This is a genomic window from Shimia sp., assembly GCF_022448905.1.
Lineage (GTDB): Bacteria > Pseudomonadota > Alphaproteobacteria > Rhodobacterales > Rhodobacteraceae > Shimia.
In genome coordinates this window covers 135,947-151,506 of sequence record NZ_JAKVCW010000005.1, presented here as the reverse complement: position 1 = coordinate 151,506, position 15,560 = coordinate 135,947, and the positions used below count along the sequence as shown (strand labels likewise).

At 58.1% G+C, this 15,560-nt stretch carries 15 protein-coding genes; 8 read left to right on the top strand and 7 right to left on the bottom strand.

Annotated elements, in window-relative coordinates; translation table 11 throughout:
* Positions 1-172: 172 nt before the first annotated feature.
* Together MK208_RS07540 and MK208_RS07535 are read right to left on the bottom strand one after the other, a co-directional pair.
* Complete coding sequence (locus MK208_RS07540) at positions 173-544, bottom strand: flagellar biosynthesis protein FlgN (protein WP_294115517.1); 372 nt, start codon at positions 542-544, stop codon at positions 173-175.
* The gene (locus tag MK208_RS07535; RefSeq protein ID WP_294115515.1) at positions 537-830 is read right to left on the bottom strand and encodes a rod-binding protein; all 294 of its coding nucleotides are present in this window, start codon (positions 828-830) and stop codon (positions 537-539) included. Before MK208_RS07535 ends, MK208_RS07540 begins: the two co-directional genes overlap by 8 nt.
* 19 nt (positions 831-849) lie before the next feature.
* Between MK208_RS07535 and MK208_RS07530 the strand changes: the two genes are divergently transcribed.
* The 3 genes from MK208_RS07530 (at position 850) to MK208_RS07520 (ending at position 3,966) form a co-directional block, all read left to right on the top strand.
* Positions 850-2,325 carry a flagellar hook-length control protein FliK gene (locus MK208_RS07530; RefSeq protein ID WP_294115513.1) on the top strand — a complete coding sequence of 492 codons (1,476 nt, stop codon included), beginning with the start codon at positions 850-852 and terminating at the stop codon, positions 2,323-2,325.
* A 9-nt stretch (positions 2,326-2,334) separates the two neighbouring features.
* On the top strand, positions 2,335-3,027 hold the full coding sequence (locus MK208_RS07525) for a flagellar hook capping FlgD N-terminal domain-containing protein (protein WP_294115511.1): 693 nt from the start codon (positions 2,335-2,337) through the stop codon (positions 3,025-3,027).
* A 93-nt stretch (positions 3,028-3,120) separates the two neighbouring features.
* Positions 3,121-3,966, top strand: a complete 846-nt coding sequence (locus MK208_RS07520) for a phosphotransferase (RefSeq protein WP_294115508.1) — start codon at positions 3,121-3,123, stop codon at positions 3,964-3,966.
* Here MK208_RS07520 and MK208_RS07515 read toward each other — a convergent pair.
* From MK208_RS07515 to MK208_RS07495, 5 genes are all read right to left on the bottom strand, one after another.
* Positions 3,945-5,270 carry an FAD-binding oxidoreductase gene (locus MK208_RS07515; protein WP_294115505.1) on the bottom strand — a complete coding sequence of 442 codons (1,326 nt, stop codon included), beginning with the start codon at positions 5,268-5,270 and terminating at the stop codon, positions 3,945-3,947. The genes MK208_RS07520 and MK208_RS07515 overlap by 22 nt on opposite strands.
* A complete protein-coding gene (locus MK208_RS07510) occupies positions 5,267-6,085 on the bottom strand; it encodes an ABC transporter permease (RefSeq protein WP_294115503.1) in 819 nt (272 codons plus the stop codon). Before MK208_RS07510 ends, MK208_RS07515 begins: the two co-directional genes overlap by 4 nt.
* Complete coding sequence (locus MK208_RS07505; RefSeq protein WP_294115500.1) at positions 6,082-6,969, bottom strand: ABC transporter permease subunit; 888 nt, start codon at positions 6,967-6,969, stop codon at positions 6,082-6,084. The genes MK208_RS07510 and MK208_RS07505 overlap by 4 nt, the downstream gene beginning before the upstream one ends.
* Before the next feature lie 3 nt (positions 6,970-6,972).
* Complete coding sequence (locus MK208_RS07500; protein WP_294115498.1) at positions 6,973-8,097, bottom strand: ABC transporter ATP-binding protein; 1,125 nt, start codon at positions 8,095-8,097, stop codon at positions 6,973-6,975.
* A 73-nt stretch (positions 8,098-8,170) separates the two neighbouring features.
* Complete coding sequence (locus tag MK208_RS07495) at positions 8,171-9,256, bottom strand: polyamine ABC transporter substrate-binding protein (protein WP_294115496.1); 1,086 nt, start codon at positions 9,254-9,256, stop codon at positions 8,171-8,173.
* Positions 9,257-9,403: 147 nt separating this feature from the next.
* On the opposite strand from MK208_RS07495, the gene MK208_RS07490 reads away from it, so the two are divergent.
* From MK208_RS07490 to MK208_RS07470, 5 genes are all read left to right on the top strand, one after another.
* A complete protein-coding gene (locus MK208_RS07490; RefSeq protein WP_294115495.1) occupies positions 9,404-10,120 on the top strand; it encodes a GntR family transcriptional regulator in 717 nt (238 codons plus the stop codon).
* Between the two features lie 87 nt (positions 10,121-10,207).
* Complete coding sequence (locus MK208_RS07485; protein ID WP_294115494.1) at positions 10,208-11,596, top strand: aspartate aminotransferase family protein; 1,389 nt, start codon at positions 10,208-10,210, stop codon at positions 11,594-11,596.
* Positions 11,597-11,907: 311 nt separating this feature from the next.
* Positions 11,908-13,011: an ABC transporter ATP-binding protein gene (locus MK208_RS07480; RefSeq protein WP_294115492.1), complete on the top strand. Its 1,104-nt coding sequence runs from the start codon at positions 11,908-11,910 to the stop codon at positions 13,009-13,011.
* Positions 13,012-13,090: 79 nt separating this feature from the next.
* Positions 13,091-14,179 (top strand): extracellular solute-binding protein, encoded by a 1,089-nt coding sequence (locus MK208_RS07475; RefSeq protein ID WP_294115490.1) that lies wholly within the window; start codon positions 13,091-13,093, stop codon positions 14,177-14,179.
* Between the two features lie 109 nt (positions 14,180-14,288).
* A complete protein-coding gene (locus MK208_RS07470; protein WP_294115488.1) occupies positions 14,289-15,560 on the top strand; it encodes an ABC transporter permease in 1,272 nt (423 codons plus the stop codon).

Genomic DNA, 15,560 nt, shown 5'->3' with positions numbered 1-15,560 from the left:
GCATTGGGGGCACTCCTGAACGTCATTCTGACATCTACCGGTCGGCTCAGGTCCGTGTCCGGTGCCACCCTCATTGGGATGCGGGATCAACATGGCGCGGTAAGTGCTAACGTTTCCCTAAACCCAAAACAGACAATCGGTGGCATTTTAAACAAACTTGGAAGAGTGCGATTTATGCTCTCTTTTCAACACGTTGACCGGCGCTTAGCTGAACAGACTGACGCTGGCCACGGTTGTCATAAGACTCGAAAGAGGTGCGCACGCGGCGCAGGGTGCCCATACGTTCCTGGGTGGCGCGCAAACCGGCCTGTGCCGATTCCAGAAGCTGCTGGTTGCGGGCGAACCCCTCTTGCAACGGGGCGAGGTCGTCGGCGTCGATCTCCTCTTCCTCCTGCAAGGTGGAGAGTTCCTCAAACAGCGCTTCTTTGCGTTCAAGAAGATCAGGCAGCGCGTTCAGTTTGCCTTCGATCAGCGCGGTGCGCTCCTCTTCCAGCAGCTCCTGAAGCGAATCGATCAGCGGGAAGTCTACGGTTTCATCAGACATCGGCGCGCTCCTTCAGGGCGTTGAAGAAAGCCTCCGACAGGCCGATGCCGCCAGCGTCCACCATGGCGCGGGCCTGTTCCTGAACCAGGAACGAGGAGAACTGGTCTTCGCCAGCGCCACCGCCGAAAGATTCGCTGGTTTTTCCGAGGCCTGCGGATTTCAGCATCTCGGCCAGGAACCCGGCTTCGAGTTCTTTGGCGGCGTCGCGCAGCGCAGTTTCGCGAGCGCTGGGCGTCGGTTGAATGGGCGGCGCAGCGGGCGCCACAATGGGGGATGTGTTGAGCATTTCTTGCCTCACAGTCTACATGCGGATTTTTTCAGTTGTGGCCGAGGACGGTAAAGAAAGTGGTAAGGAAGACTCAGGTAAAGAGGTCGGCGTGGAAGAATTCCCGGAGACCGTAATGATCCATCTGCCTCAACTGACCCAACCGTCCGCCACCAACGAGACGACCGCCACCAAGAATGCGCCGAAAGAAAAGCGGGAAAGCGACGACTTTTCCAAGGCTTATGAGGCGTCTGATGCAGGTGAAGATCGGCCTTACGAGGACGTGAAGGACACCCGTTCTTCCGATCAGGACAAAGCGGAAGACACGCCGAAAGACGCCGATTCGCGGCCTGATAAAGACGGCAAACAAACGCAACCTGAGGGACGTGACCAGGACTCGGATGCGCCGGAAGAGGCGGAGTATGCGGCGGTGCAGGTAGCCAAGGTGCTGGACGATGTCCCCGAGATTCCGGGCGAAGGCGACATGGTGGTGAAAGCCATCAAAGGCTCTCCTGAGAATGCCGCACTTATGAAGCTGGCGGATCAGGCCGGTGACGCGGCCAAAAAAGCGGCGGCGCAAGCCACACAGACCACTGACATGAAAGCAACGCCTCTGCCCGAGCAGGCCGCGCCAAAGGCCGCCGAGGCGGTTCAATTGGCCAATGCCCAGGGCTCCAAGATGGCAGCGGAAGTTGGCGAGGGTCTGGACCCCATGAAGGTTCAGGTGCGCTCCCAGGTGAGCCAGCAAGCCGCGCAGGCTGCGCCGCAGCAGGTTGTGCAAGAGGTGGCCACACTAGATGCAGGCCGCCGTGGCGCGATCCAACAGAGCGTAGAGGCTGTGGATGAACCAACCGCGCCGAAGCTGGAAACACCATCCGTGCCAACCACATCCACCACCCAGCAGATGCAGGCCCGCGCCATCATGGAGCAGGTCAACGCCGGCATTCAGCAGATGAGTGGCAAGGCGGCGGACATCCAGACAAACCAGAGTGTTGATATGGTGATTGCCGCGGCGGATGAGACCAACAACAGCTCGCGCTCCATCATGAGTTCACAGGAAGCGGCCTCGCAAGCCCGGCTGAACAACAGCGCGCCGAACCCGGCGTATGTGGTGCGGCAGGTGGCCGATGCCTTTAAAATGGCGGACAAGAACCTGATCGAGCTGGCGATGGATCCGCCGGAGCTCGGCAAGGTGCGCATGTCCATAACCGAGACCGGCGGCGTGATGACCGTGAACATCGCCGCCGAGAACCAGGCCACCTCCGAATTGATGCGCCGTCACATCGATATGCTGCGCAAAGACTTTATGGAGATGGGCTATCAGGACGTCACCTTCAGTTTTGAACAGCAGGGCAGCGACGGCCAGAACGCCCAAGGTGGAAATGAATTTGCCCAAGGTGGACAGGGCGGCACCGCCCAAGGCGATGGGTCACTTCTGCCTGATTCCGCCACTTTGGCCGCCCAAACCGCCGCGCCACAAACGCTTGTGAGCAGCGGCCTTGATATCCGCGTCTAGGAGAGAGACATGACCCCTACCGCAACATCCGCCGCGCCTCAGAGTAGCGCCGCACAAGCCTCAGCAGCGGCGGCCGCCGCCAAGGAGCCCACAAACGGCTCTGCAGCGCTGGCCTCGGATTTTGAGACTTTTCTGACCATGCTGTCGGTGCAGATGCAGAACCAGGATCCGTTGAACCCAACCGATTCGACGGAATTTGCCTCGCAGTTGGCGCAGTTCTCGACCGTGGAACAACAGACCCTGACGAACACGCTTTTGACCAATCTCGGCACGCAGCTTGGTGCAATGGGCATGGGCAACTTGGCGACCTGGGTCGGCATGGAGGCCCGGGTGACCGCGCCGGCGCACTTTACCGGCGAACCGGTGCAAGTGGTGCCGAACGCCAATGAGCTCGCAGCAGAGGCCACGCTGATCGTGCGCAATGAATCCGGCGCAGAAGTACAGCGCTACGCCATCGATCCAAAAGCCGAAACTGTTACCTGGAGCGGCCTTGATGATGCAGGCAAACCCTTCCCGAATGGCAACTACACTTTCGTGACCGAAAGCCGCGCCAATGGCGAAACGCTCGACACGGTGTATGCCGACATTTACGCGCGCGTGACCGAAGCGCGGAACACCGATCAGGGCGTGGTGCTGATCTCGCCCGGTGGCGTGGAATTTGCCGCAGACTCTGTTGTGTCGCTTCGCGAGCCAACCACCTAAGGCTTGCCTCGGCTCAGCACGTGAATTAGCGTCGCGGCGCTTTGCTCAAGGACCGCCGCGCTGACTGATCTGCCCCCTGCCCCACCTGATGCCGTGATTGCGGCGTTGGCCGACGCGCTGCCCGCGCACGCGGTGCCACATGCCTGGCATCCGTTGTTTGGCGGGCGCACCAACACGGCTTGGCACGGGGAATGCGCCGAGAACGGCGACATCGTGCTGAAGCTTTACGCCGGTCCCGCGCGCAATCCGTTGTTCCCAAATGACCCAGAGGCCGAAGCGACGCTGCTTCGGCACTTGCAGCCAACGGGCCTATCACCGGCGTTTTTGGCTGGATTTGTGACTGATCTGGGCGTTTGCAATGTCTATGCTCATGTGCCTGGGAACACCTGGCAAGCAGGTGTGCAATCCGTTGCCACACTCATGTGCAAACTGCATGGCCTGAGAGCGCCCAGCGGGTTGCGGCGGGTGGCGGATGGCTCGGCCGCGTTAATTGCGCAGACGCTTAAGATTGTTGGGCGCTGTGAAAAGATCCCGGCGTTTATGTCCGACTTGCCAGCCGAGGTGGTACCCCCATCCGGGCGAGCCGCGCTGTTGCACAGCGATATTGTGCCTGGCAACCTGATCCAGAGTGAGGACGGGTTGCACCTGATAGACTGGCAATGCCCGGCGGTGGGTGATCCATGCGAGGACATAGCGGTGTTTCTGTCTCCGGCGATGCAACATCTGTATCGACAATCTCCCTTATTAGAGACTGATATTGACGCGTTTTTGGCTGCATATGGTGATGACAACATGGTCGCGCGCTATCGCAGATTGGCGCCGTTTTACCATGCGCGCATGGCGGCCTATTGTCTGTGGCAGGTTGAGAGTGACCGCCCCGCTTATGCCGACGGATTACATCTGGAAGTGGCGGCGCTTCAGAGATCTTTGAGGCCGTAGTAGAGATAGCCCGGGTACATCGCCAAGCGCCGGAAACGCCCAAAAGGGAAGCGACCAGGAGTGGTGCGCATGATATCCGGGTGGATTAGGCTCGGCTCTTGAAGGATGTCCTGCGCGATCAAAGCGCCCGCGTAGCTGCCCATGGCGACGCCGTTGCCGTGGTAGGCAAAGCCCGCATAGAGGTTGTCCACACCGGGAACGCGACCAGCAAAAGGCGTCTGACCGCTGCTGTAGCAGACAAAACCAGACCAGTAATACGGCGTTTCAATGTGTGCCCAAGCGGGGAAGAGCCGCTCAAAATGTTGCCGGATGCGCAGCTTGATCTGATCACTGGTGCGCTTGGAAGTTGAGAGCCCGCCGCGCATGCCAAACAGAAAGCGGTTGTCCGGCATAAGGCGGAAGTAATGCAGCAGATTGCGGCTGTCATAGGACATTTGTCGCGAGGTCCAGCCTTGCGCGGTCTGCTCCTCTGGTGAGATCGGTCGCGTGACAATCACGCTGGATTGTGCCGGAAGGAAGCGCCCGGCAAGCCACGGCGGGGTCGACTCGCTGGAATAGCCATTGGTGGCGATCACCAGTTTTTTGGCCGTCACCTGTCCGGCTGGCGTGGTGAGCTGCCACAAGCCGCCCTGTTTATTGGTCTCTACTACAGGCGTATCGCCATAAACTGTAGCACCGACACTTTCAGCGGTTTGGGCCAAGTTAGAGACGTATTTTCGTGGATTGAGGGCAAAACCGATAGGCGTCGTGATCGCCCCGTAAAACCCACCACCAAAGCCGCGATCCGCGAGGTCTTCTTTGGCGATCACGTCGATTGGCTTTTTGTAGAGCGTGGCAAGCTCTTCGGCCTCTTGCGCAAAGCCTGCGGCGGCGCGGGCGTTGTGCGCCAACATGGTTTCGCCGTCACTGTGCCGGTCTACATCCCAGCCAAACCGCGCCAGAAGGCCGTCGACGTGATCGACGGCGGCGCGTTCGGCAGACATGTAGTCAGACAACGCCGTCTCGCCAAAGCGTCTTTTTAGAGACTGATAAGATGCTTTGGCACCGCCCAGACAACAGAATCCACCGTTGCGTCCAGACGCGCCCCAGCCAACCTGTTTGGCGTCCAGCACGGTGACGTCGACGCCCGCCTCGGCCAGTTTCAGCGCGGCGTTGAGACCGGTGAACCCCGCGCCGATGATCGCGACTTCTGTGGTGACGTTGCCCGACAGAGCGGAGCGGGCCGAAACAGGCACTGTTTCAGCCCAAAAGCTGTCTTCTACCGGTCCATCCGAGTAGGCAAACGGGTCGCAGATGCGTTTCATGCCAGCTTGTCTGCCGCCTCTTCCTCACGCCGCTGGCGCATCACGTTGCGCTTGTTAATCAGCGAGGCGGTGATCACGCCAATCGCCACCACGAGGATCATGATGGTGGATAGCGCGTTGATTTCCGGGCTCACGCCAAGACGCACCGAAGACCAGATCTTCATCGGCAAGGTGGTGGCCGAGGGGCCGGAAGTAAACGAGGCGATCACCAGATCATCCAGCGACAGGGTGAAGGCCAGGAGCCAGCCGGAAATCACCGCAGGGGCAATGATCGGCAGGGTCACGAGACGGAAGGCTTGTACTGGCGAACAGCCAAGATCGAGCGCGGCTTCTTCCAGACTTTGGTCAAAGCTCACCAGGCGCGAGCTGACCACGACGGAGACGTAGCACATAGCAAAGGTGGTATGCGCCAGAACGATAGTGAAAACGCCGCGGTCCATGCCGAGGCTGATGAACAGTAAGAGCAGAGAGAGGCCGGTGATGACTTCGGGCATCACCATGGGGGCGTAAATCATGCCGGAGAACAGTGTGCGGCCTCTAAAACGACCGGCGCGGACCATGACGATGGCGGTCATGGTGCCCAGGATGGTGGCGAGGCAGGAGCTTAGGAAGGCGACCTTCACGGTCACCCAGGCGGCGTCCAGAAAGGCCGTGTTGCGCAGCACTTCACCGTACCATTTCGTGCTGAATCCAGCCCAAACAGTGACGAGTTTGCTTTCGTTGAAGCTGAAGATGATGAGGATCACCATCGGCAAATACAGGAAGGCAAAGCCAAACGTCAGCGAGGTGACGTTGAACCAGGTCATACGTCTCATTGGTCGGCCTCCCGCTGTTTTTGCTCGTTGCGCTGGAAGAGCACGATGGGGATGATCAGGATCAGCAAGAGCACCACGGCCACGGCGGAGGCCACCGGCCAGTCGCGGTTGGAGAAGAACTCCTCCCAGAGGACTTTACCAATCATCAGGGTACGCGAGCCGCCCAAGAGCGATGGGATCACAAATTCGCCGATGGTCGGAATGAAAACCAGGAAGCTGCCGGCGATGATGCCCTGTTTGGAGAGCGGGATCGTCACCAGCCAAAAGGCGGAGAACCGCGAACAGCCGAGGTCTTCGGCGGCTTCCAAGAGGCTGATGTCGAGCTTTTCCAAAGCTGCGTAGATCGGCAGGATCATGAACGGCAGGTAGGTGTACACAATGCCGATGTAGACGGCGATGTTGGTGTTGAGGATCACAAGAGGCTCGTTGATCACGCCAATCCAGAGAAGCACCTGATTTAGGTAGCCCTCTTGGCTTAGGATGCCCATCCACGAGTACACGCGGATCAGGAAGCTGGTCCAAAACGGCAGGATCACCAGCATGAACAGCATAGCGCGCCATTCTTCCGGTGCGCGGGCCATGCCGTAGGCGATGGGATAGCCGACGAGCAGTGTCAACAGAGTCGAAATCACCGCAATCTTGAGGCTGGAAAGGTAGGCCTTCCAATAAAGCGCATCTTCGGTCAGCCAGATGTAGTTCTCAAAATCCAGCTCCGCGAGGAAGGCTTTGAACCCTGCCCAACCCTCTGCAATGTCCAAAGTTGGCGTGTAGGGCGGGATCGCCACCGCCAGATCGGACAGGGAGATTTTGAAGACAATGACAAACGGCACAATGAAGAGTGCCAGAAGCCAGAGATACGGTATGGCAATCAGCAGGCGGCGCATGGCTTAGCGCTCCAGGAAGACACCGGCGGTGTCTGTCCAGCTGAGCCACACCTTGTCTTCCCAAGTAAACGCGCGGCGAGAAATACGGCGGTTGTTGGCGGATTGCGCTTTGATGATTTGGCCCCCCGGCAGCTGCACATGGTAGGTCGAGATGTTGCCAAGATAGGCGATGTCATGCACTTCGCCCTGGATGGCGTTGGCAGCATTTTCGGGCTTTTCAGCCGAAATAGAGACTTTTTCGGGTCGAATTGCGTAGTGCACATCCTGCCCTTTGATAGCCCCTTCCAGCGGAGATCCCACCACGGCGGGCTGGCCTTCGGCCCAGTGCATGTGCAGCTTGTCGCCTTGCGGATCGGCCTTGCCGGAAAGCAGGTTCACGTCGCCAATGAAGTCCGCGACATAGGTGGAGTTGGGCGCCTCATAGATCACATCCGGTGTGGACACCTGAATGATCTTGCCGTGATCCATCACCGCCACGCGGCTCGCCACGGTCATCGCCTCTTCCTGATCGTGGGTCACAATCACAAAGGTGGTGCCGGTGGTTTCCTGAATGTCCATCAGCTCGAACTGCGTTTCCTGGCGCAGCTTTTTGTCGAGCGCACCGAGCGGTTCGTCGAGCAGCAGCAGTTTGGGGGCTTTCGCCAGAGACCGCGCAAGGGCCACACGCTGACGCTGGCCACCGGAGATTTGGTGCGGTTTGCGACGGGCAAATTTCTCCAGTCGGGTCAGGCGCAGCATCTCTTCGACGCGTTCACCAATCTGGTCCTTGGGCATCTTGTCGCGACGCAGGCCAAAGGCGATGTTTTCCCAGATCGAGAGATGCGGGAACAGCGCGTAAGACTGGAACATCATGTTCACGGCGCGCTTGTTAGGCGGCACCGGGCCAATGTCCTCACCCGCCAGAAGGATTTGCCCTTCGGTGGGCGTTTCAAAACCGGCGAGCATGCGCATCATCGTGGTTTTGCCACAGCCGGACGGACCAAGAAGGGCAAAGAACTCCTTCTCGAAGATGTCCACGGTCAGATCATCAATCGCCGTAAAATCACCAAAGCGTTTGGTCACGTTCTGAAACTGAATGAGGGGTTTTGCGTTGGGATCATCCCAAGGGGCAAAGACATCAAGCGCCATGGCAGGCTCCGGCAGTGTTGGAGAAGTCAAAATAGGCCCGCGCAGCGCCTGCGCGAGCCTGGGTCAATCGGGCTTAGGTGCCGGATTTGATTTTGGTCCACATACGGGTCACGACGCGCTGTACTTTTGGTGGGTACGGCGAGGTGGTGTAGAGATTTTCCAGTGTGGCTTCATCTGGGTAGATCGCCGGATCGCCGATCACGTCTTCTTCCAACAGCGGCTGAGACGCCTTGTTGCCGTTGGCGTAGTAAACGTAGTTGGAGGCATCCGCCATGTTCTGCGCGTCCATGATGAAGTTCAGGAACTTATGCGCGGCTTCGGCGTTTGGCGCGTCCGCCGGGATCGCCATTTGGTCAAACCACATCAGCGCGCCCTCAGATGGGGCGTTGTAGGCGATTTCTACACCGTTTTCGGCTTCGTCCGCACGGTCACGCGCTTGCAGAATGTCGCCAGACCAGCCCACTGCCACGCAGATGTCGCCGTTGGCCAGTGCGTTGATGTACTCGGAGCTGTGGAACTTCTGAATGTAAGGGGCAATCGCGGTGAACAGAGGTTCGGTCTTGGCAATCACGTCTGGGTTGTGGCTATCAGGGTCTTCGCCAAGATACGCCAGCGCCGCCGGGATCATTTCATCCGCCGCGTCCAGCACGTGCACGCCGCAAGACGCCAGCTTTTCCATGTTGGCCGGATCAAAGATCAGCGCGAGCGATCCGACTGGGGCATCTTCGCCCAGCACTTCTTTCACTTTGCCAACGTTCACACCGATGCCGGTGGTGCCCCACATATAGTTGATGGAGTACTCGTTACCGGGATCGTAGCTGCTGGTACGGTCGGCGATCACGTCCCACATGTTACCGGAATTGGACAGTTTGGATTTGTCGAGCTTCTGGAACGCGCCTGCCGCGATCTGACGCTGCAGGAAGGTGCCGGATGGCACAACCACGTCGTAGCCGGAGTTGCCCGCCAACATTTTGGTTTCCAGAACGTCGTTGCTGTCAAACACGTCGTAGATCAGCTTGATGCCGGTTTCGTCCTGAAACTTGGTCAGCAGTTCTTCGTCGATGTAATCAGACCAGTTGTAAACACGCACCTCTTCGGCGGTGGCCGCAGTTGCACCAATTGCCAGTGAGGCCGCGAGTGCGATGAAGGATGTCTTCATGATGTTCTCCCGTTGGACGCCAGGTTCAGACCCGGTCGCATTCTGTGAGATTAATTTGATCAAGTTTTTGCGTTATGGCAATATGCTTGTGCATTTTGCCGATGAATATACGTTCTAGCACATCGCTTTGAGGATTGGTTTGCACAAATGGAAGGCACTGGGAAATTGGGACAAGGTTTTGAACACAGCGACGAAAACACGCCTCGCGTCCCGGTGCATCAGCAGGTCTATGCGCAATTGCGTGACGCGGTGTTGTTTGGCGAATTGGCGCCGGGTCAGGCGGTCACAATCCAGGGTTTGATCGAACGCACCGGTGCTGGCATGACCCCTATTCGGGAGGCGATTCGCCGCCTGACCAGTGAAGGGGCACTGGAGTTCCGCGGCAACCGCCGGGTGGTGGTTCCGATGCTGACAGCCGATGCGATTGACGACCTTATTTTCCTAAGAGAAACGGTGGAATCCCGGCTGGCTTCCCATGCGGCAGAAAAGATTACAGCACAAGATATTGCGGCGCTGGAGAAGATTGACGGGCAGGTGGATGAGGCGATCACGCGGGGCGATGTGTCCGCCTATTTGCGCCAGAACTATGCCTTTCACGCGAAGCTATATGCCGTGGCCAATGCGCCGATTCTGATGGATGTGGCCAACTCTGTCTGGCTGCGATTCGGCCCGTCGATGCGGGTGGTTTGCGGACGTATGGGCACGCAGAATTTGCCAGACAATCACAAGACCGCGCTGGACGCTTTGAAGGCTAAAGATGGGCAAGCGACCGCCGATGCGATGCGTGAAGATGTGGTTCAAGGCATGGAACAGATCCGCGCCGCGCTGCTGGATGGGACCGCATTTAGCGACACGATTGACTAATCAGAATTTGATCATATTTTCATGGCAAGAGATGTGAAGCGGTGATTTAGCCGTTTTGCCCACCCTGATTCTGTTGCGAGGTTTGCCATGAACGCGATCACCAATCACTTGCCCACTGCGGAGCTCCAGGCGCTGGACGTGGCGCACCATATGCACCCGTTTTCCACGCAGAACGATTTTCACGACACCGGCGCGCGGGTGATCACCCAAGCCAAAGGCGTGACGCTGACCGACAGCGAAGGCGAGCAGATCCTCGATGCGATGGCCGGTCTGTGGTGTGTGAACATCGGCTATGGCCGCGAAGAGTTGGCCGAGGTGGCGGCGCGGCAGATGAAAGAGCTGCCGTATTATAACACCTTCTTCAAAACCACCCATGTGCCGGTGATTGCCCTGTCGGCAAAGCTGGCGCAACTGGCGCCGGGCGATCTGAACCATGTGTTCTATGCCGGGTCCGGCTCGGAAGCGAATGACACCAACCTGCGTCTGGTGCGACACTACTGGTCTGCCAAAGGCAAGCCGTCCAAGACCATCTTCATCAGCCGCAAAAACGCCTATCACGGCTCCACAGTGGCCGGCGCGAGCCTGGGCGGCATGGTGCCCATGCATCAGCAGGGCAGTCTGCCGATTCCGGATGTGCACCACATCAACCAGCCAAACTGGTGGGCCGAAGGTGGCGACATGTCTCCGGAAGAGTTTGGCCTGCAGCGCGCGCAAGAGCTGGAAGAGGCTATTCTTGAGTTGGGCGAAGACCGCGTGGCAGCCTTTATCGCCGAGCCGATCCAGGGTGCGGGTGGTGTGATTGTGCCGCCAGAGACCTACTGGCCGGAAATCCAGCGCATCTGCGACAAATATGAAATCCTGCTGATCGCAGATGAAGTGATCTGTGGCTTTGGCCGGACCGGCAATTGGTTTGGCAGCCAAACGGTGGGCATCAAGCCGCACATCATGTCGATCGCCAAAGGCCTGTCCTCCGGCTATGCGCCGATTGGCGGCAGCATTGTCTGTGACGAAGTCGCCGAAGTGGTCGGTGCAACCGAATTCAACCACGGCTACACCTACTCCGGCCACCCTGTGTCCTGTGCTGTGGCGCTGGAGAACCTACGTATTCTCGAAGAAGAGAAGATCGTTGAGCATGTGCGCGATGATGTGGCGCCGTATCTGAAAGAGAAATGGGAAGCGCTGGCCGATCACCCGCTGGTGGGGGAAGCCAAGATTGTTGGCATGATGGGCTCGATTGCACTGACTCCCAACAAGGAAACCCGTGCCCCGTTTGAAGCCGAAGCGGGCACCGTGGGCTACAAATGCCGCGAGCACTGCTTTGGCAACAATCTCGTAATGCGTCATGTGGGTGATCGCATGATCATTTCCCCACCCCTTGTGATGACCCGTGACGAGGTAGACGTGCTGATCGAGCGCGCGACTCGGGCGCTGGACCTGACCTATGAACAGATCAAAGCCGAGGGGCTCTATAAATAATCTGCCCATTGTTTGCGCAAACTTAAAGAACCCGGAGCATCGCTTCGGGTTTTTTTATTGTCCGCTCTAACGGAGGCTTTGCAACTTTGGGCGGAAAAACTTCGGCATTTTGCATACTTATGGGTTTACCATTTGATCATAATTGGCGAAAATCGTCATCAATGTGTCGCAAACCGACGTCGGGCCTTCCGATAGGCTGGCAGACTTTCCCATACGGAATGCTGGCTTGCGCATTCAAGCTCAGGTGTGGTTACACTTGAAACAGACGAGCAGAGCAAATCTGCCGACGGACAACACAGGGAGCCGATTTTTTGGCTGATAGTGCATCGAACGACGCGTTTGTCGAATTTGACCGCGTGCAAAAGAGCTATGATGGTGAGACCCTCGTCGTCAAAGATCTGAACCTAAGCCTGCCGAAAGGTGAGTTTCTGACCATGTTGGGGCCATCAGGCTCAGGCAAGACAACTTGCCTGATGATGTTGGCAGGCTTTGAAACCGCAACACATGGGGACATCCGACTGGGTGGCACCTCGATCAACAACATCCCGCCCCACAAACGGGGCATTGGCATGGTGTTCCAGAACTACGCGCTGTTCCCGCATATGACGATTGCGGAGAACCTGAGCTTCCCACTGGAAGTGCGTAAGATGGGCAAAACCGAGCGCGAAGAGAAAATCAAGCGCGCCTTGGACATGGTTGAGATGGGCGCCTTTGGCGGCCGCCGTCCGGCACAATTGTCCGGTGGTCAGCAACAGCGAATCGCGCTGGCGCGGGCGCTGGTGTTTGAACCCGAGCTGGTGCTGATGGATGAGCCGCTGGGCGCGCTCGACAAGCAGCTGCGCGAAAAGATGCAGTTTGAGATCACCAACTTGGCACACAACCTCGGCATCACCACCGTTTATGTGACTCACGACCAGACAGAGGCGTTGACCATGTCTGACCGTGTGGCGGTGTTTGACGATGGCCGTATTCAGCAGCTGGATCCGCCTGACACGCTCTATGAAGAGCCGCAAAACAGCTTCGTGGCGCAGTTCATCGGCGAGAACAACACGCTGGAAGGTCTTGTCAAAGAGATCAACAACGGCGTGGCTTTGGTGGAACTGGATGACGGCGAGCTGATCGACTGTAAGCCAGTGCATGAAAGTGTGAAGCCGGGGGCCCGCACCCGCGTGTCGATCCGTCCGGAACGTGTTGAGTACAACAAAGACCGGATTCAGGAAGGCGCCCACACGCTGAAAGCCGAAGTGAAAGAGTTCATCTATATGGGTGACATCTTCCGCACACGTCTGTCCGTGGCCGGCAATGATGAGTTCATCATCAAAACCCGGAACGCACCGGATGTGGATCGTCTGACCCCGGGTCAGCAGATCGAGATTGGCTGGTTGCCTGAAGATTGCCGCGCGCTGGACGCCTGAACGGGCTGGCGCGCACCAACCGGGCGTAAGATCCGGGCCAATAAGACCTGACTTAAGAATTCAACAAGGAGTGTATCCAATGAAAACAAAGATGACTGCGCTTGCTGTCACGACCGCACTGGTGGCACCAGCCGCTATTGCGCAAGAACTGACCATCGTGTCTTGGGGTGGTGCATACTCCAAGTCGCAGCAGCTCGCCTATCACGAGCCCTACACTGCAAAAACCGGCATCAACATCATCAACGACGACAGCTCTGCTGAAGCCGTGGCGAAAATCCGCGCGATGAACGAAGCCGGCAACGTGACCTGGGACGTTGTAGACGTTGTGGCCTCCGACGCGATGCGTCTGTGCGACGAAGGTCTGGCAGAAGAGCTGGATCACGATGCGGTTCTGGCAGCAGCACCTGATGGCACCTCTGCCTCCGATGACTTCGGCGATCTGATCGTCAGCGACTGCTTCGTACCGCAGATCGTGTACTCCACGACCTTCGGTTACCGCACCGACATGGTTGGCGACAAAGCCCCAACCACTGTTTGTGACGTGTTTGACCTGGAGACCTATCCTGGCAAGCGCTCCCTGCAGAAGCGCCCAATCGACAACATGGAATGGGCTCTGTACTGCGACGGTGTTGATAAAGACGCCATCTACGACACTCTGAGCACCCCAGAAGGTGTGGATCGTGCGCTGGCAAAGCTGGACACCATCAAAGACCAGGTTGTGTGGTGGACCGCAGGCGCGGAAACCCCTCAGCTGCTGGCTGACGGCGAAGTTGTGATGGGGTCGACCTTCAACGGTCGTCTGTTCTCTGCCATTGCAGAGCAGAACCAGCCTATCGGTATGCTGTGGGACATGCAGTCCTTCGACCTGGACGGCTGGATCATCCCAGCGGGCCTGTCCCCAGAGCGTAAGCAAGCGGCTCTGGACTACCTGTATTTCGCAACTGACACCCAGCGTCTGGCGGATCAGGCGAAGTACATCTCCTACGGTCCGGCACGTGCATCTTCCGCACCGCTGGTGGGCAAGCACGCCGAGCTGGGCATCGACATGGCACCACATATGCCAACCGACCCAGCCAACGCTGGCAACGTGCACATCTATGACTACGAGTGGTGGGCCGACAACCGTGACGATCTGGACGCGAAGTTCCAGGCGTGGCTGTCCAAGTAATCCACTTGCTATGACTTTACAGGGAGGCGGCCACCGCCTCCCTGACCCAACCGGACAAAAACCGCCGAGACACAACGGCAATCCGGAAATTCTGTGACGGGGACCATCAATGAGCGATTCAACCCAAACCGGCCCGATGCTTGCGGCCGACGGCACGCCGTTGAAAAAAAGCTTGAACCGCGCGTTGCGCATGCAAAAAATCCGTGCGCTGGCTTTGATTACGCCTTTGCTGGCCTTTGTTTTGCTGACTTTCATTATCCCGATTGGACAGATGCTGTTCCGTTCGGTTGAGAATGACATTGTCGCAAACACACTGCCAAAAACTGTGATTGCGCTTCAGGACTGGGACGCCGCCTCTGGCGAAGCGCCCGATGAAGCGGTCTATGCCGCGTTGGCCGCGGACCTTTACGTGGCGTCCAACGCCAAGACCCACACCCGCGTGGGTAGCCGCTTGAACTACGAAACCCCGGGCATCAGCTCCCTGTTCCGCAAAGCCGGGCGCAAAGCCAAGAAGTGGGACGTGGAAAAAGACGGGCCGTACAAAGAGAAGTTCATCGATATTGCCAAAGGTTGGAGTGATCCCAATGTCTGGCGTACCATCCAGACCTACAGCCCGAAATACACCAACGGCTACTTCCTGAATGCCGCGGATATGCAAAAGGGGCCTGACGGCGCTGAAATCCGGCCGGAGAACGAGCGTATCTACTTCACGCTGTTCAAGCGCACCTTGATCATGTCGCTGGCGATCACTGCTGCTTGCATCGCTTTGGCCTATCCGGTGGCCTGGCTGCTCGCCAATCTGCCGTCTTCCAAAGCCAACCTTCTGATGATCCTGGTGTTGCTGCCCTTCTGGACCTCGCTGTTGGTGCGGACCTCGGCCTGGAAAGTGATGTTGCAACAGCAAGGTGTGATTAATGACGTGCTGGTGTGGATTGGTCTTGTGGCCGATGACACCCGACTGGTGATGATCAACAACCAAGCCGGTACCATCATTGCGATGACCCACATCCTGCTGCCGTTCATGATCCTGCCGATGTATTCGGTGATGCAGACCATCCAACCGACCTACCTGCGCGCGGCTAAATCCATGGGCGCAACCAATTGGACGGCCTTCTGGCGGGTCTACTTCCCGCTGTCCGTACCGGGCATTGGCGCGGGCTCGATCCTCGTGTTCATTCTGGCGATTGGCTACTACATCACGCCGGAACTGGTGGGCGGCACCAAAGGGGTGTTCATCTCCAACCGGATCGCCTTCCACATCTCGACCTCCCTGAACTGGGGCCTCGCTGCGGCGTTGGGAACCATCCTGCTGGCGGTCGTGCTGATCCTCTACTGGGCCTATGACAAGATCGTCGGCATCGACAACGTGAAATTGGGATAA